Genomic DNA, 18540 nt, shown 5'->3' on the forward strand with positions numbered 1-18540 from the left:
CTCCCGAAAGCCTATCTGACCAGCGCCAGAATGCCGCATGCCTCGGCGTCGCCGGCTGAGATCCGGAAGATGTAGGACCCGCTGGCCACCGGGTCCCCATCCCTGTCATTGCAGTCCCACCAGTACTGATTATAGCCGGGCGTGCACCTCAGGTTCCTCTCGGAATGGATGCGCCTGCCCGAGATGGTGTAGATGTCCAGGTCGACGGGCTCGGACCCGCTCTGGTCCCAGTTGATGGAGACTCCGTCGGTGGCCGGGCAGGGGTAGGCGAACACGCTGCTGAAGCTGGGCCCGTCGCTTGCGACTACATCGAAATCCATCCCGGCGCTGCTGCGGTTGAGGAGGCCGTCGCTGGCGGCGAGCTCGAGAGAGTGCGCCCCTGCGGGCAGGGTCCCGAGCAGGACCTCGAGCCCGCCGTCGGTGGCGCTGCCGGGATCGTAGGTGAACGAGCCCGATGCATCCACCGGCGAACCGTCCACATAGAGGACGAGCTGTCTGCCCGGATTGCCGACAAGGTCGATGCCGGAGGGGTCGGAGAGCCTGGCTTCGACCGCGACCGGGCCTGATACCGTCGGGGTTTCCGTCTCCCTGAACCCGTCGATCCAGAGTTCGATCAAGGGCCCGGTCGAGTCTGCGGCCGAAGGGTTTCCGTGGATCACGGGATGAGGGAACAGTGCGCAGGCGAACGTCGCGGACGGCGCCAGGAGGACGGCGGCGATCCTGCCCGCGCTCCCGGTGTCCGCGTCTGCGGGGACGAACATGGGCGCGGAGTACTCGGGGCCGGCCGCGGCCGATCCGGAGAAGAACCTGGCCCCCATGTCCATGTAGTCGATCGGGAGGCCCTGCCTGAAGGTGTAGTAGGTCTGCCTGCGCGCCGACTCGAAGGCTTCGACTAGGACCGGCCCGGTTTCCGGGCACTCGCCGCTGACGGCGGCCGGCTCGCCGGTGCGCAGGGTGTCGGAGTACGGCTGGGGCAGGGCTCCCGGAAGGGCGGGCGGGGTCGAGCCGTCGCCGAACATCACGTAGACCCTGTTGTTCAGACCCGAGTACCCGGCCGAGAGCTTGGCGGCCAGCAGGCAGGAGGCCATCGAGGCGCCGTCGCCGGACAGGACGGCCTCGGTGAAGGCGGCAAGAAGCGCCTCGTTGAGCGTTCCGGCGGTGTCGAAGGTGGCGCCGATGCCTGCGATGGCGCCGCCCAGCGGGGCGGTCGTCACCGACTGGGCCAGGCAGTCCCACGCCGGATCCTGGAACTGGCCCACCCTGCACGAGCCGAAGAAGGCGACGGGCAGGCGGTCGGAATTCTCGAGCAGACCGACGTCCTCCATGTAGAACAGCCCTTCGTCGGCAAGCTGGTCGAAGCTGCCATGCCCGAGAAAGCTCACCAGAAGGGCGCCTTCCGACCAGAGCCCGATGAAGTCGGCCCGGGCCTCGGGCTTCTTCCACAGGTCGTCGAACGGGTAGAAGATGAGGTAGTGCTTCACCGGCCTGAAAGTCGCGGGGAGGCTGTGCTCCAGTATGTATTCCATGCTCTCGGTGTGGTAGGTCTCGTCGTACGAGCTCTTGCTCGAGCGCTCGTCGTCGGCCGCCCCGATCACACGGACCTGCCATGTCCCGCCGTACTCCCCCGACCTGTAGGATTGCGACCTGGACGCGATCGCGGCGAATCCGGAACGCTCCGAGGTGCAGATGCGCGACACTGCGAACTGCGGCAGGTCGGCACCATCGGTCATGGCGTAGATGTCGTCCTGGAAGAAGTCGCCGGGGGAATGCAGCGCGTCGATGAGGCTGATCCTCGAGCTGATCCTGTTCCTGGGGTCGAAGTGGCCGCTGCCGCAGAGGATGACGTCGACGGGGACCGGGTCCCAGTTGTCGAGGACGTAATCCAGGAAGGCCACCACGGCGTAGGGGTCCCTGACGCCGCCGTCGAACTCGTCGTAGATCTCCTCGAGCGAAACCGCAGCATTCGAGGCGGCTGGATCGAGGAGGGCCTCCACGTCGTCGACATATCCTCCGGGGTGGATGTAGAGCCTCTCGGCCCCGCCCTGCCAGGCGAGGAGCCTTCCCGGCTCGGCGTATTCGATCGAGGCGGGGGTCATCACACCGCCGGGGGGCACGGCCCATATCTCGCGGGAGGTCCATCCCGCCGGGATGTCTATCTCGAAGGACGAACCAGTCCAGCCCTCCAGGAGGGCGGCCGTCGTGTCGCTCCCGGTAGCGAACAGCATTGCTCCGTCGAGGCTCCCGTCCCAGTCGATCCTGTGGCGCATGCCCGGAGACAGGCGCTCGATGGGGATCTGGACCTGGCCTGCCCCGTGGAATCCCGCGGATGCGTGGGGGAAGACCTCGAACCAGTCCATGAAGACGTCGTCGGATGACGGGTTGTGCACTACTCCGAGCGACAGCGTGTTGGGGCCGTCATGCAGGTTGAGGGCCGCGGCTGTGAGCGGGAGTGCGCCCACGCCCGTCCAGGCTGCATCAGCGATGGTGGTCTGGTTGATCTGCACCACGACGCGGTGATCACCGGGATCGGTCGCATACAGGCTGAGCCTGATCGTCCCGAAGCCGTCGGAGGCGTCGGGGATCGAGAATTCGTGGTAGAACCACTGGGTGCCCGAACCCAGGGCCGAGTCCCACACCCAGTCGCCGGGGACGAGATCGGGCTTCCGGGCGACGTCCTTCTCGAAGTGGAACCTGGCGGGGAGATCGCCTTGAACGGCTGGCGCACCCGATTGTCCGGCGTCGAGGATGTCCATCCGGGCGCCGGGTTCTCCTCCCCATGTGAGCCAGTAGACGTTGCGGCCCGAGAACTGGTGCATGAAGTGGGCCGGGAGGCTGTCGCCGTCGGAGGCCCACCACGAGAGCCCACGGGCAAAGAAGTAGATGCTGTCTGCCTCGTCGAAGGTTCCGTCACCGCCGTCGCTCACGAGGATGGGAACGGCGCGGGGCGAATAGGTGCTGTCCCAGGGCGACGGCCCCATCATCCTGCCCCTGCCTGTGAACATGGACAGCGTGGATGAGGAGGAACCGCAGGCCTGGGGGATCATGTCGCCGGTGACGGCGTGGACACCGGCGGTGTCTACACCGATCCTCGCCCAGGGAAGGCCCATGAACGGGCTCTCCCGGGTCGCGCCCCGGGGCGTCGCCCGCCAGGCCCTGTCGGTGCCGGTGAAGAGCCTCAGGAGATCGCCCTCTGCTCCGGTGACCGCCGTCGGCCTGGAGGCTGACCCGTGATCCAGGACGATCCGCAGGGAGGACGCCGTCAGGAGCGAGCCTCCCGAGAGGATCACGGGATAGAGGGAAACCCTGGCGAGGCTGAACCCCCTGAAGTTCGATATCCCTTCGAGCCCGCCCCAGTCACGGGGAAGCCCGGATGGGTCGGCGACGACGAATTCATCGCCTCCGCCGGCGGGGATGACCCTGCGGACCGAGCCATCCATCCCGGCTGTTCCGAAAGCCTCGACCCTGAGGACGGGTTCGGAACCCGGAGGTATCGGCAGGAAAACGTTCATGCGCGGCAGCAGGATGTCGCAGCCCTCACCGCTGAAGCCGCAGCCGGCGGCCGCCCAGCCCGCGATCTCTCCCGACGGGGAATGGACGGGCCTGAGCTCGGGGACCTGCCATATGGCGGCATATGCAGTTCCGGAATGCCGGAATGCCGGCCCCCCGAGAGCGGAGATGGCGGCCAGGAGCAGAACGGTCACGGCTTCAGAGCTCTGAGAGTTCCAGAATGGGGCCGTCGCCCGGTTCCTCGCCGGAGAGCAGCCTGCCCTCCGGAACGGAATCGGCCTTGATCCTGGATTCCTCCATCTCGATCACCCTGCCCTGGGCCTCGAGGAACGAGGACATCTGCGCGAGGATCGCGAGCCTCCTGTCCTGGAGCTCACGGATGGTCTCGGAGAGGATCTGCACCCTCTCGCGGGCTTCGCTGACGAGATTGGCCGCCTTGACCTCGGCGTCCATGACGATGAGCTCCGCCTCCTTCTCGGCGTCCTCCCGCGCCCTTGTCGCGCTCTGCTGCTGCGCGACGAGTACCTCGCGCACGGCGCCCTCCATCCGGTCGAAGTCGGCGGCCCTGGCCCTGAGCGCGATGAGCTCCTTCTCGGAGCCCTCCACGACGGCGGTCAGCTCCGTCCAGGCATCCGCGACCATTTCGAGGAAGGCTTCGACCTCGGCCGTGTCATAGCCGCGGAGCGCCTTTGCGAACCGCTGTCTCCTGATGTCGAGAGGTGTGAGTCGCACGATGGAGCCTCCCCTCCCTCCGGGCGGGGCCCGGAGGAGTGCCGCGTCATCATCTGCCTTTCTGAAGATACAGAAGGGCCTTACCGCGTCAATCCGGACCTCTCGCCGAAGAGCGCCCTCCCCAGGCGCAGTGTCGTAGCGCCCTCCAGCACGGCTTCGTACCAGTCTCCGCTCATGCCCATGCTCAGTTCGGGCAGATCGAGGCCCGTGGAGACGGCAACCCTGTCCCGCGTCTCGCGGAGCAGGGCGAAAGAGCGCCGGGATGCGGCGGCGCCACCCTCCAGGGGTCCGACCGTAAGGAACCCGCCCGGCGGCAGATCGAGCGACACGGCCCTGTCCACCATGCGGCTGAGCAGATCGCAGTCGGGTGGGAATCCGTGCTTCCCCTCCCCCGGTGCGGTGTAGACCTCCAGGAGGATTCCGGGCCCCTCCTCCCCACAGCCGCGGCTGCGCGCCGCCACGGCCTCCAGCACGGCCTCCCTGTCGATGGAGTCGATGAAATGGAAGTCCCTGCAGGCCTGTCTGGCCTCGCTCCTGTGGAGGGGACCGATGAGATGGAACTCGGCGGCATCGCGCCCCAGCGCGGCGATCTTCCTGCCGCCTTCGCTGACCCTGTTCTCGCCTATCAGCGTGATCCCGGCTGCGATGGCCGCGGATACGATCGGGACGGGATGAGTCTTGGTCACCGCCATGATCCTCACCGGGCCCTCCCGCCCGGCTTCGGCGAGCGCCCTGCCGATCCCGTCGGAGATCCTGCCGAGCGCCTGGGCTATCCCCGCGGAGAGTTCGGTATCCATGTCCCTATCATACCTTCCCGGGGATACGGGGCGTCGCGGCAATGAAGCCTCCAGCCTGGAAGCGGACTGCCGGCCGGAGCGGGCAGTCAGGCATTCTGCCAGAAGTCGCGGTCGAGCGCCCTGTACTGAACGGCCTCGGCGATGTGCGCCGCACCTATCCTCTCCTCCCCTCCCAGATCCGCGATCGTGAGTGCGAGCTTGAGGATCCTGTCGTAGGCCCGTGCGGAGAATCCGAACCTTTCCACCGCGTCGCGCAGGAAGGCGGCCTCCGTTGGGCCGAGCGTGCAGAAGCGCCGCACCTGGGCCGAACTCATCCTGGCGTTGCAGAAGACCTTCCGGCCCTTCCCGAACCGCGCGAGCTGCCTGCGCCTGGCCTCGGACACCCTGGCCCTCACCGCCTCCGATGACTCTCCCGGCGGCGTGCGGCCTGACAGGTCACCGTAGCGGACCGGCGCAACTTCGATGTGGATGTCGATCCTGTCGAGCAGGGGACCGGAGATCTTGCGGAGGTATCCCTGTATCTGGGGGCCGGTGCAGATGCAGGCCTTCCGCGGGTCTGTCAGGAAGCCGCACGGGCACGGGTTCATCGCGGCGAGAAGCATGAACCCGGCGGGGAACGTGACCGACGAGGACGCCCGCGAGATGGTAACCACTCCGTCCTCCATGGGCTGGCGGAGCACCTCCAGCACGCTGCGGCGGAACTCGGGGAGTTCGTCGAGGAAGAGGACCCCGTTGTGCGCCAGGCTGGCCTCTCCCGGCCGAGGGTTGGTGCAGCCGCCCACGAGCCCCGCGTCGGAGACGGTGTGGTGAGGGGATCGGAAGGGCCTTTCGCGGACGATGTGCGTGCCCTCCGGCAGGATTCCTGCGACGCTGTGGATCCGGGTGGTCTCGAGGGCCTCCTCGGACTCGAGGGGCGGCAGTATTCCGGGAAATCGCCTGGCGAGCATCGTCTTGCCGGCACCCGGCGGCCCGATCATCAGGATGTTGTGCCCGCCGGCGGCGGCGACCTCGAGAGCCCGCTTGGCCTGCTCCTGGCCCCTGACATCGCTCATGTCGGGCTCGGCATCGGTTCTGCCCCGAAGGATGGAGTCGGTATCGGGCTTCGTAGGCTCGATCGAGGCGGAACCGCGAAGGAGAGAGGCCACCTCGGCAAGGTTGCGGGCGCCCAGCACGTCCTGCCCTCCCACCAGGGCGGCTTCCGGGGCGGAGCCGGCCGGGACGATCAGGCCAGAGTGCTCGAGGCTCCGTGCGCCGAAGGCCATCGAGAGCATGCCCCGCACAGGCCTGAGTGCGCCGTCGAGCGAGAGTTCGCCGACGAAGACGTATCTGGATGCAGCCTCGACGGGGACGGCCCCAGCGGCAGCCAGAAGCCCGACGGCGATGGCCAGGTCGAAGCCGGACCCCTCCTTCCTCCTGTCGGCGGGAGCCAGGTTGACCGTTGTTCTCTTTCCGGGCAGGCTGTCGAGCACGCTTCCCATGGCGGACAGCACCCTCTCCCTCGACTCGCGCACGGAGCTGTCGGGCAGGCCGACCAGGGTGAACGTAGGCAGCCCCCTGGCCATGTCCACCTCGACCTCGACGGGGAAGGCGTCTATCCCGCAGATGCCCATGCCCCTGGTGCGGGCCAGCATGCCTGCCTCCACCTCCTTCTTCATCTCCAGTGTATTCCGATCCCGCAGGAAGTGCAAGCCCCTCATTTCGCGGAGCGAAATGAGAAGGAAGCGCAGCACGGTTTCCGAAGGAAACCTGCGAGAGCGCTAAGGCCTGCCGCCTTTTCCTGCAGGCTCCCCCATGGAGCCTGCAGAACAGCCTGCGTCAAGGCTGGAATCATGGTCTCTCGCTGTCTGCCTTCGGCAGAAAGCTGGCGACGCCTTCATTTCCGCGCCGGCGGATATGAAGGGGAAGCGCAGCACGGTTTCCGAAGGAAACCTGCGAGAGCGCTCAGGCCTGCCGCCTTTTCCCGCAGGCTCCCCCGGGGAGCCTGCAGAACAGCTTGCGTGTTGCAGTCCGCTTTCAACTCCTTTGACTCCCTCGCCAAATGGCTCCTGCCGCATGGTTTTCCCTGGTGGTTCTGCATGTTCTTCCTTGCCACAGCCGCATGTGACACTGCCTCGCAGCACTTGTTTTCATTTCCACGACTGGAGTTATCGAGAACCATCAGGCGCGGTTTTCGGCATTCATCCAGCTTGATGTAGCATAGTTCATGCAAGTCAAGAATACCGAAACATGGCTATAGCACTGCGGGACAGAAAGATATCTCTGCATCTGAACAATCTGAAACCAGGAACCGACCTATTGCCCTTCGGGGGCAAGGCGGATATCTTCGCGGCTGGAAGGCCGGGCGCCTTCCACAATCCGAACGGAGATGGAGCGTGAGGACCGTCATGGTGACTCTGTACAGCATGAAGGTTTGAGGCCGGGCCCGGAGCCCGGTCGGGCTCCATATGAGGCAGCCGGCCCCCTGACCGCCTCCTGCGGCGGCCTGAGGGCACTGCCGCGGGCCCTCCTCTGGCGTCCGGACCCGTGCGGCCCGGAGCGGAAGGGGGAGATCGGATCCATGGAGAGGACAAGAGCTGTTCTGGCCGACGTGCAGGGTGTCTACAGCGGCCCCGAGGGCGATCTGTGGAAGCTCATCATGGGCGAGCAGATCCACATCGGCGGTTTCCAGCAATCCATGATCCTGGCCGGGAAGGCCGGCATCGCGCGGGGCGAGAAGGTCCTCGACCTCTGCTCAGCCCTCGGCGCGGGCCTGAGGTTCCTCGCCAGATTCCACGGAGCGAAGGGCTACGGGCTAGATGCGACCGAGGCGATGCTCTCGAAGGCCCGGGCCGCGACGGCCGCCGACGGCCTCTCCGATTCCATCGAGTACAGGCTCGGCGACGTCAGGAGCATCCCCTGGCCCGACGGCTTCTTCGACGTGGTGTGGGGCGAGGATGCCTGGTGCTACGTCGAGGACAAGGAATCCATGATCCGCGAGGCCGCAAGGGTGCTCCGCCCCGGCGGCAGGGCGGCGTTCAGCGACTGGGTAGAAGGCCCGGCGGGATGGACCGAGTCGACCGCCCAGAGGATCTGCTCCTTCATGAAGTTCCCCTTCATCGGCCCCCGGTCCTACTGGGAGGGCCTCCTCCGGGACGCGGGCTTCGAGATCGTCTCCTCCGAGGACTGCACTCCGCACTTCGCGAAGTGCATCGACCTCTACATCTCCATGCTCACGGACCAGCTCACGTTCGACGCCCTGCGCATAATCGGGTGGGACATGGACATGTTCAAGGCGCTCGGGGGCGAGATGGCGTTCATGTCGGAGCAGGCCCACGCGGGGTCGTTCGGCAGATGCCGGATCGTGGCTCTCAGGAAATAACGGCAGGCATGCGCGGCGGACCGGAGGAAGGGTGACGGGACGGGCGGATCTCCTGGAAGCCAGGATCGAGAGCGAGCTCAGCGGGATAGCGTCATTCCGATCAGGCGGCGGACGCGTCCTGGGGACTCTCTGCCACGCCTTCCCGATGTCCGTCGGGGCCGGCCTGGGCATGCGCCCGGTCAGGGTGCTGCACGGAGCCACCGGCTCGAACGAGGAGGCAGGGGAACGGTTCATGAGACCGGATTCCTGCCCTCTCGTGAAGGCCTTCGCCGGGGCGGCCGCCGCCGGATCGGGGCTCCACGGCATGGTGGACGTCTGGGTCGCGATGTACACGTGCGACCAGACCAGGAGACTCTTCCAGGAGCTGGGCAGGGTCACCGGGACCCCGGCGCTCCACATCCAGCTCCCGTCCACCAGGACCCCCGAGGCCGAGGGCTACTTCGCGCATCAGGTGGAGAGACTGTGCGGGGATCTGGCCGCCTCGGGCCATGTCGCGTACTCGGAGCCGGACGCACGCGCATACGAGACGGAGAGGAGGAGGGCAGCCTCCTCCCTCCGCTCCATCGCGATGGCCGGGAGCCTCCCGCCCACCGCGCTGCACGCAGCCTTCTCGCTGCTGAGCATCGCTCGGCCGGGCGGGCTGGCATCGTTCCTGGAATCCCTTGCACCCGGCCGAGGCGCCTGGTCGGGCGGACCCAGGATCGCCGTCGCGGGCGGCCCCATGGCGCACGGCGACGGCTCGGTCCCGGAGCTGCTCGAAGAAGCCGGCGCCGTGATGGTCCCGCTGGGCTGCTCGGGCCTCCAGGCATCGCTCCCCTCGGGCGGACCGGGCGACTGTTCGCCCGCGGGCCTGGCCCGCGAGTACTTCGGGGCATCGCGGTGCGCCCGCTGCAGGCCCAACGCAGGGGTCTTCGACTACCTGGCGGAATCGATCGAGGAGGCGGGCTGCCGCGGCATGATCCTGAAGACACTGAAGTTCTGCGATCTCTGGTACACCGAGCGGGAGAGGATCAGGGCCAGGATGCCCGTTCCGGTGCTGGTCCTGGACACGAGTTTCGGGCCGGGGGGCCGGGAGAGGATCGGCACCCGCATCGAGGCCTTCCTGGAGAGCCTCTCATGACGCGCTTCTCGGAGAGGATCACTTCGGACGACTGGGAGGCCCGCATCAGGCAGGTCCCGGACGAGTACCGCGACAGGTGCAGATTTCTGAGGAACCTCATCCCCGGCGGTGTGGAGTACCTGTTCAGCCCGCACGAATACTCGTGCAGGGGAGACACACTCCTCCGCAGGCTGCGGTTCGACGACTCGCCGGCCGCCCTCAGGCTCTGGGCCTTCCTGTTCAGCGAGAAGGACCGCCTCTTCCTGGCGAAGGAGAACGGCCTGAATATAGTCGCCGCGATGAAGGACCTGGGCCAGGTGCCGGTGATCACCTATGCCTGGCGCGACGCGCTCACGTTCTATGCCGACGAGCTGTGGTGGGCCCCCTGCTTCTCCGAGGAGCCGCACCTGCTCGACGAGGCTGCCAGGCTCGGGGCCGGCGAGGAACTGTGCTACGTGAGGGCGGCCCTGGGCGCGATGGTGACGCTCGACTACTTCCCGAAGCCCGACCTGTGCATCGCGGGGGTGGGAGCCTGCTGCGACGACTTCTCGGCCGTGATGCAGCTCATCGAGGGCCTGGGGATAAACGTGCACTGGTGGGAGATGGCCGGGCGGTTCGACGAGACGTCGTGGTCCCCGGGAGAGGAATACGGAGTGACGCCCCACGGCGGCATGCGCTACCAGCTCTCCGCCGCCCGCTTCGCCGAGGGGCAGCTCAGGGGGATCGCCGGTGCGATGGAGCGGCTCACGGGGCACCCGGCCTCCGAAGCCGACCTCGAGCGCAGCAGGGACCTCTTCAACGGGCTCCGGGGGCGCATCGCCGAGCTCAGGCGCCTGGTCTACTCCGCGCGCAGGCCGCCTCTGCCCGGCCTCGAGATGCTCCTTGCCGAGTTCATCGGCATACATACCTGCTCCGAACCCGACGAGAGCCTCGACGTGCTGGACGACCTGCTCTCGACCGTCAGGTCGCGCCTGGAGTCCGGCACATCCCCCTTCGGGGAGGATCCCCTGAGGGTCTACTGGGTGACCCCCCCGACCGATGCGTCGCTCGTGACGCAGCTCGAGGACATGGGCGGATGCGTGGCGGGCTCGGAGTACATGATCTCGCACTCGTACCTGCCGCTGGCCGGAGGCGGGGATGTCTTCGCATCCGTCGCGGAGAACTGCATGGACGACCTGATGCTCGGGTCGCCGCACGCCAGGGCCGCCAGGATAGCGCAGGAGGCCCGGAGGTTCGGCGCGGAGGGCGTGATAGTGTCGGGCATATTCGGGGCCAGCCACTGCCCCCACGAGGAGAAGGTGCTGGCCGAGGTGATAGAGAGGGAGGCCGGCATACCCCTGCTCGCCTTCGACGTGCCCTACTCCCCCGGTCGCCGGAACGAGCAGGTGGCGGGCAGGATGGAGAGCTTCACGGAACTTCTGAGATCCAGGAGGTCGCCCATGGTGTCGACGGGATGCTGCCCGGGCGGGCCGGGTTCCGCCGCAGGCGAAGACCCTTTCGAGTACTTCGACGACTCCATCGCCGTCGAGGTGGATGCGGTGCGCGCCCTCAAGAGGCAGGGCAGGGGCGTGGTGGGCATCTACTGCGAGTACACCCCCCGCGAGGTCATCATGGCGGCAGGCGCCAGCCCGGTCTGCCTCTGCGGCACCAGCAGGAGGACGATCGCCCCGGCGGAGACGGTGCTCCCCTCCAACCTGTGCCCTCTCATCAAGTCGTCGTTCGGCTACATCCTGACCAGCCGCTGCCCGTTCTTCTCGGTGTGCGACGCCGTGGTCGCCGAGACCACCTGCGACGGCAAGAAGAAGATGTACGAGCTGATAGCCGACAGGAAGCCGCAGCACATCCTCGAGCTCACCCAGAAGTGCGACGAGGAGGATGCCTTCCGCCACTGGGTCTCCGAGGTGAGGAAGCTCGCGCGCTTCCTCGAGAACCTGTACGGAGTCGAGATCACCGACGAGAGGATGAGGGACGCCATAAGGCGGATGAACCGCGAGAGGAGCCTCCTCAACGAGGTGTTCTCCCTGGGCGAATCCGACCCGCCGATAGTGACGGGCAGGGAGCTCGCCCTGGTGAGATACAGGCTCTCGGGCTTCGACAGGCACCTGGAGATGCTGGGACGCTTCGCCTCCGGGGTCCGGGCGAGGGCCGCCGAAGGCTTCAGGGCGGCTCCCGCGGGCGCGCCGAGGGTGATGGTGACGGGATGCCCCACGGGCAGGGACACCCTCAAGGTGATCGAGCTCGTCGAGGAGTGCGGGGGGATCGTCGTGGTCCAGGAGGCCTGCTCTGGGGTGAAGCCCACCGAGAAGCTGACCCCGGAGGACGGAGACCCGTTCGAGGCGGTCGCCAGGAAGCACTTCGACATCCCCTGCTCCTGCATGACACCCAACAGGGGCAGGCTCGAGCTGATCGACAGGCTCGCGGCCAGGTTCAGGCCGCAGGCCGTGGTGGACCTGGTCTGGCACGCCTGCCATACCTACAACGTCGAATCGTACCTGGTCGAGCGCCATGTCCGCGACACGCTCGGCCTCCCCTACATGAAGGTCGAGACCGACTACTCGGATTCCGACCGCGAGAGGCTGGCCGTGAGGATCCAGACGCTGCTGGAGCTTTCGTGAGACTCGGCTGCGGGGTCGACATAGGCGCGAGGTCCATCGAGGTGGTCCTCTTCGATGGTGCGCAGATGGTGGAATCCGCAGTGACGGACACCGGGTCGCGTCCCGCGGACGCTGCGGCCGATCTGTTCGGGAGGGTGCTGGCGGCTGCCGGCGTCGATCGCGCGGACCTCGCCGGCACTCTCGCGACCGGATACGGCAGGAACTACTTCAAGCTCGCGGACAGGGTCGCTTCCGAGATCCTCTGCCACGCCCGCGGGGTCTCCTACCTCTTCCCGTCGGCCAGGACCGTGATAGACATCGGCGGCCAGGACTCGAAGCTCATAGAGATGGACGAAGGCGGCCGCACCACCGACTTCGTGATGAACGACAGGTGCGCGGCGGGCACGGGCCGCTTCATCGAGCTCACGGGGCAGATCGTCGGGGTCCCGCTCGACGGCATGGCCGACGCCGTGAAGGATCACAGGGCCTCGGTGGAGATCTCCTCGATGTGCGCCGTGTTCGCCGAGAGCGAGATCGTGGGCCTCCTGCAGTCCGGGGTCCCGATACCGTCCATCCTGAACGGGGTCTTCAGGGCCGTCGCGAGGCGGACCGTCTCGATGGCCGGCCGGACGAAGCTCCTCCCCCAGGTGGTGTTCACCGGCGGCGTCGCGAAGAACGGCGGCGTGGTGAGAGCGCTCGTGGAGGAGATGGGCACCGGGATACTCGTACCGGACGAGCCCAGGATCACCGGGGCGCTGGGCGCCGCCATCCTGGCCCTCTCGAAGGGGACCTGAGAGCAGGGGCCGCCGGGCAGGCCCCTGCTGTGATGTCAGACCGTGAAGAGCGTCCGCGAGACGAAGGCGTTCTCCAGGTAGTCGACCTCGAAGGCTCCGCTCGCGCCCCTCACGATGGCCACGTCGAACCTGCAGTCTCCATCGTATCCGGTGACAGACAGATACATGGCCGCCACGCCTGCGATCTTCGACCTCTTGCGGGCGTCGATCTTCTCCGGGGCCATCGTGGCGCTGCCCGAGGATGCCAGCTTGACCTCCACGAAGGCCATCAGCCCCTCCCTCAGGGCCACGATATCCACCTCCCCCGGGCCGAGCCTCAGATTGCGCTCGAGGATCGTCCAGCCGCGATCCGTGAGCCATGATGCCACGGAGTTCTCGGCCTCGGCGGCAAGGGGGTCCATCACCACCCTCCGAACAGGTCGGCGGTGCGGGCCACGGGGGCGAAGGAGCGCCTGTGGACCGGGCAGGGGCCGAGCCTCCGCAGGGCTTCGAGATGCTCCGCCGTCCCGTAGCCCGAATTCCTGGCGAAGCCGTAGCCGGGCCACTCCGAATCGGCCATGGCCATGAGCCTGTCCCTGTGCACCTTGGCGAGTATGCTGGCGGCCGCGATCGAAAGACTGCGGGAGTCACCCTTCACGAAGAACCTGGCCGGGAGGGCGAGATCCCGGACCTCGAGGCCGTCGATCAGATACACGTCCGCCGGAGCGGGGCAGGACCCGGCGGCCCGCCGGAACGACATCGCGACGCTCCGCGACATGCCGTCGGAATCTATCTCGGACGGCTCGACGACGCCCATGCCCCGGCCCAGGCAGGCATCGAGGATCATCTCCTCCAGCTCCGCCCTCCGGGCCGGGCTCAGCGCCTTGCTGTCGAAGACCCCCGGGATGTCCCTGCCGGGAGGCAGGACCACGCAGCATGCGACGAGGGGGCCGGCGAGCGGCCCCCTCCCGACCTCGTCGATCCCCGCGACCCGCCCCCAGAGGGATGCCGCACGGGTATCGAATCCGAGGAGTCCGTCCCCCCGAGCGCTAGTAGACGCGCTTCTCCTTGATCCTGGCGGCACGGCCCCTCTTCTGTCTCAGGAAGAACAGCTTGGCGCGCCTGACCTTGCCCTTGCGGACCACCTCGACCGCCGCCACCCTGGGCGAGCAGAGCGGGAAGATCCTCTCGACGCCGACGCCGTTCGAGATCTTGCGAACGATGAAGGTCTCGCCTGCGCCGCCGCCCCTGCGCGAGATCACCACGCCTTCGAATATCTGGATCCTCACCTTGTCGCCCTCGACGACCTGGTAGTGGACCTTCACGTTGTCGCCTGGACCGAAATCCTGCACGCCCTCGGCGGGCCGGCGGCTTTCGACCAGCCTCAGCAGCTCATCCATCTTCCCGCTCCTTCGTCCTGGCGGCCTGTCTGACCGCCCCCAAGAATCTATCCCTCGCGTCCTCCACACTCACACCATCAAGGAGGTCCGGTCTCCTCGCCCTGGTCCTGGAAAGCGCCCTCTCGAACCTCCAGTTCTCCACACGGGCGTGATCGCCGGAGATCAGATCCTCCGGCACCGGCTCACCCCGGAACACGGCCGGCCGCGTATACCTCGGGTAGTCGAGCAGGCCGGTCGCGAAGCTGTCGGAAACCGCCGATTCGAGCCTCCCGAGCACCCCGGGGACCCATCTCAGCACCGCCTCCAGCAGGAGCATCGCCGGGATCTCCCCGCCCGAGACGACGAAATCCCCGACACTCACTTCATCTGTGACGGCCCCGTCGACGAATCTCGCGTCGACCCCGCCGTACCTGCCGCAGAAGAGCACGATGCCGTCAGCCTGCGAGAGGTCACGGGCAAGATCCTGGTCGAGCCTCCTGCCGTCCGGCGCCATCAGGACCACCCTGGCGCCCCCGCGCCATTCGACGGATTCGAGAGTCTCGAACAGGGGCTCCGGCCTCATCAGCATGCCGGCTCCGCCCCCGAACTGGTAGTCGTCGACCGATCCCCTGGCGTCCACTCCGTGGAGCCTGATGTCCAGGGTTTCGACCTCGACCTTCCCCGAAGAGACCGCCCTGCCCACGACACCCGTGCGCAGGAACGGCTCGAGGAGCTCGGGGAAGAGAGTCGCTACCGCTATCCTCAATCCGCTCCCGAGGCGAGCCCGGCGGGGAGCCTCAGCCTCATGCACCCGCCGTCCCAGTCGATGGTTCCCGTCTCGGTCACGAGGAGCAGCGGCACCTCGAAGCTGCCGCCCTCCCATGCGACCTCGAGAAGCGGGTTGGCCGAGAAGGGGTCGAAGCCCTCGACGACTCCCCCGCCATCCTGCCACTCCATCCTCATGCCGAGGAAGAGACCCATGGGCCGAAGCCCGGGCACGGCCATGAATGCCTCGCGCCGGGCACAGAAATCCCCGCCTCTGAGCTCCTCCGCGGCCTCCAGCGAGTCTATCCCCTCGAACAGAGCCGCGACCGTGTCCACGGAGCGCACCGATGACCGGACGACCCTGAGCGCCCTGCCGCCGACCTCCGACTCGAAGCCCGCAGGGAGGCCGACTGCGCGTCCGGCCAGGAAGAGCCTCAGATCCACTTCGCCGGCTAGGCCGCGCGGCCGTGTCACGAATCCGGCCCGCACGACCCCGGTCATGCTAGTCCATTATCTCGAGAGTCGCCTTCTGACCCTTCCTCGCTGCGATCGACCTTATGATCGTGCGCATGGCCTTGGCGATCCTGCCCTCTCGACCGATGACCCTTCCCAGATCGCTCTCCGCGACCCTGAGCTCGTATACGAGCATGTCCTCGGTCGTCTTCTCGTCGACCTGAACGGAATCAGGATTCTCGACGAGAGTCTTGGCGATCATCTCGATGAGCTCCTTCATGGACACCCCTCCAGTCGTGTTGTTGCGGCGTCAGTCAGGCCCGGTCGGAACTCCCGGAGTCCGCAGCGGTCCTCCTGTCACCCCTCAGGAAGACCATCTCCGGCGCAACCTCTTCGCCAGCACGATACCTGGACCATCTCTCCCACGTACCGGTCCTGCGGAGCAGACTCCTCACGGTCTCGCTCACCTGGGCTCCGCGCTTCATCCAGTCGAAGACCTTCTGCTCGTCGACCTTTATCTCATGCGGCCTGCGCAGGGGGTCGTAGTATCCGAGAACTTCGAGGAAGCTCCCGTCCTGGGCCTTCCTGCCGTCAGCCGCGACAATCCTGAAGAACGAGAGCTTGCTCGTACCCATCTTCCTGAGCCGGATCCTCACCAAGTCAACACCTCCGTTGCATCCCGTGTAGCCGGGAACCGGGGCCGCCTATCCTCTCAGGAGGGATGCGAGCCTCGACGATTTCCCGATCCTCTTCATCATCTCCTTCATCGCCCTGTAATCCTGTAGCAGCCTGTTCACTTCGCGCACGGAGACTCCGCTCCCCTTCGCGATCCTCCTGCGCCGGCTGCCATCTATCCGCTCCGGTCTGCGACGCTCTTCCGGCGTCATGGACAGGATCATGGCCTCCTTGCGACCCAGTTCCTTCGGGTCGACGGTCACGCCCTTCGGCACCATGCGCCCGGGGAGCATCCCCAGGATGTCCGAGAGCGGGCCCATCTTCCGCAGCCGCCCGAACTCGGCGAGCAGATCGTCCATCGTGAACTCGCCCCGGCGCAGCTTCTTCTCGAGCTTCTCGGCGTCGATCCTGTCCGATGCCTCGGAAGCCTTCTCCACGAGGCCCAGGATGTCGCCCATCCCGAGGATCCGCCCCGCCATGCGCGAGGGGTCGAAGGCCTCGAGATCGTCGAGCCCCTCCCCGGTGCCCAGGAAGAGGATAGGCCTCCCGGTCACGGAGGCGAAGGACAGCGCCGCGCCTCCCCGGGAGTCTCCGTCCATCTTGGACAGCACGGCCCCGGTGATGCCGATTCGCCCGTCGAACTCGAGCGCGACGTTCACGGCGTCCTGGCCGGTCATCCCGTCGAGGACGAGGATCGTCTCCCTGGGCTCCACGGCGCCCCGGATCTCCGAGAGCTCCTCCATGAGCCCGTCGTCGACATGCAGCCTGCCCGCGGAGTCGACTATCAGGAGATCGTACATCTCCCTGCCGGCCAGCTTCAGCGCGGCCCTCGCGACGTCGGCGGGACCTCCGGCCGATCTCTCGCCGAAGAACCCGGTGCCTGCCTTCCGGGCCAGGATTCCGAGCTGTTCGACGGCAGCGGGCCTCTGCAGGTCGCATGCCGCCAGCAGCGGTCGCATCCCGCGCCTCCTGGCCGCCCAGACCGCGAGCTTCGCCGCGGTCGTGGTCTTGCCGGAACCCTGGAGCCCGGCCAGGAGCCACACGACCGGCCGCCTGCCGCCGGTATCCGGCGCGGTCCTCTCGTGGGACATGAGTCCGACGAGCTGGTCGTGGACGACCTTCACGATCTGCTGGCCCGGCGTGAGGCTCTTCAGGACCTTCTCGCCCAGGGCCTCGGCCCCGGCCCGATCGACGAAGTCGCGGGCGACGCGGATGCTGACGTCGGCTTCGAGCAGCGCACGCCTGATCTCGCGCATCGCCTCCGACACGTCGGCGGCGGAAACCACCCCCCGCCCGCGCAGGCGGTCGAGCACGGATCCGAGCCTCTCCGAGAGCCTCTCGAGCATCCGTCGGCCCTACCGGCCGCAGGCCGGGAGAAAGTCAATCATATGCAAGGCTGCACACAACTTCAAGTGCTAGTAATCGACGGTGACGGACCCGTGCCCGGAGGGACATGTCACCGTTATGCCGTCGACTTCGAAGTGGATCGCATAAGGCAGGAGACTCACGGGACATGCCGTGAGGCTGTCGGGGACTCCGGCGGGGATCACGTCGGGGGGAAGCGAGTCCTCCACCAGATAGGGGAACTGCACCGAGACGGCATAGGCCAGGTCGTCCATCCTGAACTCGCACTGCGTCTGTTCGAACAGCGTACGGAGCTCCTCCACGGTTCCCTCGTCGACGGAACGGGTCTGGGTCCCGCAGGATGCCGCCAGCAGGGCCAGGAGTCCGGATGCCGCCAGCACGGCCTTCCTCATCTCAGTGCCTCCATGGCTGCCGCCCGGTCGGAGCTCCGGGCGATGAACGATCCGGCCACGAGCATGTCGGCGCCGCAGTTGCGCAGCAGGGCGGCATTCGAGGAGTCGACTCCCCCGTCGACGGAGACGAGGGCGTCGTCGCGGCCGAGTTCGTCGAGACTGCGCCTCAGAACAGATATCTTGGGGCGGACATGATCGATGTGGCCCTGTCCGCCGTAGCCCGGGTTGACGGTCATCACCAGCACCAGGTCGACGACCGGGAGAACCCATCTCACCGCCTCCGGAGGGGTGGCGGGGTTCAGGGCGACCCCGCAGAGGCATCCCCTCTCACGGATCCTGGCGAGAGTCCTGTCGAGGTGGGGGCATGTCTCGGCATGGACGGTCACGTACCTGCACCCGGCCCCGGCGAAGCCGTCGATGAGCGTATCTGGTTGCATCACCATGAGATGCGCGTCGACGGGAATGCCGGTCGCGCGGCATATCGAGGCCGCGGCGGCGGGGCCGAACGTGAGCTCGGGCACGAAGACCCCGTCCATGACGTCGAGGTGGATCATGTCAGCCCCGGCGGCCTCCATGGAGGCTGCCTCCGGGCTGAGCATCCCATGGTCGCAGGAGAGGATCGAGGCCGAAACAAGGCGCTTCATGCAGCCA

18 protein-coding genes are annotated in these 18540 nt (G+C 67.2%); 4 read left to right on the plus strand and 14 right to left on the minus strand.

Annotated features, from left to right (window positions below; genetic code table 11):
* Window positions 1-11 precede the first annotated feature (11 nt).
* From QUS11_05905 to QUS11_05920, 4 genes are all read right to left on the minus strand, one after another.
* Window positions 12-3701 carry a C25 family cysteine peptidase gene (locus QUS11_05905; GenBank protein MDM7992831.1) on the minus strand — a complete coding sequence of 1230 codons (3690 nt, stop codon included), beginning with the start codon at window positions 3699-3701 and terminating at the stop codon, window positions 12-14.
* A 4-nt stretch (window positions 3702-3705) separates the two neighbouring features.
* Window positions 3706-4239 carry a DivIVA domain-containing protein gene (locus tag QUS11_05910; GenBank protein MDM7992832.1) on the minus strand — a complete coding sequence of 178 codons (534 nt, stop codon included), beginning with the start codon at window positions 4237-4239 and terminating at the stop codon, window positions 3706-3708.
* Between the two features lie 80 nt (window positions 4240-4319).
* Window positions 4320-5036 (minus strand): hypothetical protein, encoded by a 717-nt coding sequence (locus QUS11_05915; protein ID MDM7992833.1) that lies wholly within the window; start codon window positions 5034-5036, stop codon window positions 4320-4322.
* Window positions 5037-5122: 86 nt separating this feature from the next.
* Complete coding sequence (locus QUS11_05920; GenBank protein MDM7992834.1) at window positions 5123-6691, minus strand: YifB family Mg chelatase-like AAA ATPase; 1569 nt, start codon at window positions 6689-6691, stop codon at window positions 5123-5125.
* Window positions 6692-7593: 902 nt separating this feature from the next.
* Here QUS11_05920 and QUS11_05925 point away from each other — a divergent pair.
* Genes QUS11_05925 through QUS11_05940 form a run of 4 tightly spaced genes read left to right on the plus strand, consistent with a single transcriptional unit; the run spans window position 7594 to window position 12881 of the window.
* Entirely contained in the window at window positions 7594-8394 is an 801-nt protein-coding gene (locus QUS11_05925; protein ID MDM7992835.1) for a methyltransferase domain-containing protein, read from the plus strand.
* 31 nt (window positions 8395-8425) lie between these two features.
* Complete coding sequence (locus QUS11_05930; GenBank protein MDM7992836.1) at window positions 8426-9514, plus strand: 2-hydroxyacyl-CoA dehydratase family protein; 1089 nt, start codon at window positions 8426-8428, stop codon at window positions 9512-9514.
* Window positions 9511-12108: a double-cubane-cluster-containing anaerobic reductase gene (locus QUS11_05935; GenBank protein ID MDM7992837.1), complete on the plus strand. Its 2598-nt coding sequence runs from the start codon at window positions 9511-9513 to the stop codon at window positions 12106-12108. The genes QUS11_05930 and QUS11_05935 overlap by 4 nt, the downstream gene beginning before the upstream one ends.
* On the plus strand, window positions 12105-12881 hold the full coding sequence (locus tag QUS11_05940; GenBank protein MDM7992838.1) for an acyl-CoA dehydratase activase: 777 nt from the start codon (window positions 12105-12107) through the stop codon (window positions 12879-12881). Before QUS11_05935 ends, QUS11_05940 begins: the two co-directional genes overlap by 4 nt.
* Before the next feature lie 35 nt (window positions 12882-12916).
* Here the strand turns inward: QUS11_05940 and QUS11_05945 are convergent, their stop codons facing one another.
* The 10 genes from QUS11_05945 to rpe all read right to left on the minus strand — a co-directional run bounded on the left by QUS11_05945 (window position 12917) and on the right by rpe (window position 18533).
* Window positions 12917-13282, minus strand: a complete 366-nt coding sequence (locus tag QUS11_05945; protein MDM7992839.1) for a YraN family protein — start codon at window positions 13280-13282, stop codon at window positions 12917-12919.
* Window positions 13282-13944 (minus strand): ribonuclease HII, encoded by a 663-nt coding sequence (locus QUS11_05950; GenBank protein MDM7992840.1) that lies wholly within the window; start codon window positions 13942-13944, stop codon window positions 13282-13284. Before QUS11_05950 ends, QUS11_05945 begins: the two co-directional genes overlap by 1 nt.
* Window positions 13910-14260 carry a 50S ribosomal protein L19 gene (rplS, locus tag QUS11_05955; GenBank protein MDM7992841.1) on the minus strand — a complete coding sequence of 117 codons (351 nt, stop codon included), beginning with the start codon at window positions 14258-14260 and terminating at the stop codon, window positions 13910-13912. The genes QUS11_05950 and rplS overlap by 35 nt, the downstream gene beginning before the upstream one ends.
* Window positions 14253-15005: a tRNA (guanosine(37)-N1)-methyltransferase TrmD gene (gene trmD / locus QUS11_05960; protein MDM7992842.1), complete on the minus strand. Its 753-nt coding sequence runs from the start codon at window positions 15003-15005 to the stop codon at window positions 14253-14255. Before trmD ends, rplS begins: the two co-directional genes overlap by 8 nt.
* Window positions 15002-15505: a hypothetical protein gene (locus tag QUS11_05965; GenBank protein MDM7992843.1), complete on the minus strand. Its 504-nt coding sequence runs from the start codon at window positions 15503-15505 to the stop codon at window positions 15002-15004. Before QUS11_05965 ends, trmD begins: the two co-directional genes overlap by 4 nt.
* Before the next feature lies 1 nt (window position 15506).
* Window positions 15507-15737, minus strand: a complete 231-nt coding sequence (locus tag QUS11_05970; GenBank protein ID MDM7992844.1) for a KH domain-containing protein — start codon at window positions 15735-15737, stop codon at window positions 15507-15509.
* Window positions 15738-15771: 34 nt separating this feature from the next.
* On the minus strand, window positions 15772-16113 hold the full coding sequence (rpsP, locus tag QUS11_05975; protein ID MDM7992845.1) for a 30S ribosomal protein S16: 342 nt from the start codon (window positions 16111-16113) through the stop codon (window positions 15772-15774).
* A gap of 48 nt (window positions 16114-16161) precedes the next feature.
* Window positions 16162-17478, minus strand: coding sequence for a signal recognition particle protein (ffh, locus tag QUS11_05980; GenBank protein MDM7992846.1), 1317 nt, complete (start codon window positions 17476-17478; stop codon window positions 16162-16164).
* 69 nt (window positions 17479-17547) lie between these two features.
* A complete protein-coding gene (locus QUS11_05985; protein MDM7992847.1) occupies window positions 17548-17889 on the minus strand; it encodes a hypothetical protein in 342 nt (113 codons plus the stop codon).
* Entirely contained in the window at window positions 17886-18533 is a 648-nt protein-coding gene (gene rpe, locus QUS11_05990) for a ribulose-phosphate 3-epimerase (GenBank protein MDM7992848.1), read from the minus strand. The genes QUS11_05985 and rpe overlap by 4 nt, the downstream gene beginning before the upstream one ends.
* Between the last annotated feature and the right edge of the window lie 7 nt (window positions 18534-18540).

It is taken from the genome of Candidatus Fermentibacter sp. (genome assembly GCA_030373045.1).
Classification (GTDB): Bacteria; Fermentibacterota; Fermentibacteria; order Fermentibacterales; family Fermentibacteraceae; genus Fermentibacter.

What these genes read in the sequence shown, in the direction of transcription:
- QUS11_05915 (MDM7992833.1), bottom strand. Translation starts at nt 5,036, where the DNA reads ATGGATACCGAACTCTCCGCGGGGATAGCCCAGGCGCTCGGCAGGATC.
- QUS11_05920 (MDM7992834.1), bottom strand. Translation starts at nt 6,691, where the DNA reads ATGAAGAAGGAGGTGGAGGCAGGCATGCTGGCCCGCACCAGGGGCATG.
- QUS11_05925 (MDM7992835.1), top strand. Translation starts at nt 7,594, where the DNA reads ATGGAGAGGACAAGAGCTGTTCTGGCCGACGTGCAGGGTGTCTACAGC.
- QUS11_05935 (MDM7992837.1), top strand. Translation starts at nt 9,511, where the DNA reads ATGACGCGCTTCTCGGAGAGGATCACTTCGGACGACTGGGAGGCCCGC.
- QUS11_05945 (MDM7992839.1), bottom strand. Translation starts at nt 13,282, where the DNA reads ATGGACCCCCTTGCCGCCGAGGCCGAGAACTCCGTGGCATCATGGCTC.
- rplS (MDM7992841.1), bottom strand. Translation starts at nt 14,260, where the DNA reads ATGGATGAGCTGCTGAGGCTGGTCGAAAGCCGCCGGCCCGCCGAGGGC.
- QUS11_05965 (MDM7992843.1), bottom strand. Translation starts at nt 15,505, where the DNA reads ATGACCGGGGTCGTGCGGGCCGGATTCGTGACACGGCCGCGCGGCCTA.
- QUS11_05970 (MDM7992844.1), bottom strand. Translation starts at nt 15,737, where the DNA reads ATGAAGGAGCTCATCGAGATGATCGCCAAGACTCTCGTCGAGAATCCT.
- ffh (MDM7992846.1), bottom strand. Translation starts at nt 17,478, where the DNA reads ATGCTCGAGAGGCTCTCGGAGAGGCTCGGATCCGTGCTCGACCGCCTG.
- QUS11_05985 (MDM7992847.1), bottom strand. Translation starts at nt 17,889, where the DNA reads ATGAGGAAGGCCGTGCTGGCGGCATCCGGACTCCTGGCCCTGCTGGCG.
- rpe (MDM7992848.1), bottom strand. Translation starts at nt 18,533, where the DNA reads ATGAAGCGCCTTGTTTCGGCCTCGATCCTCTCCTGCGACCATGGGATG.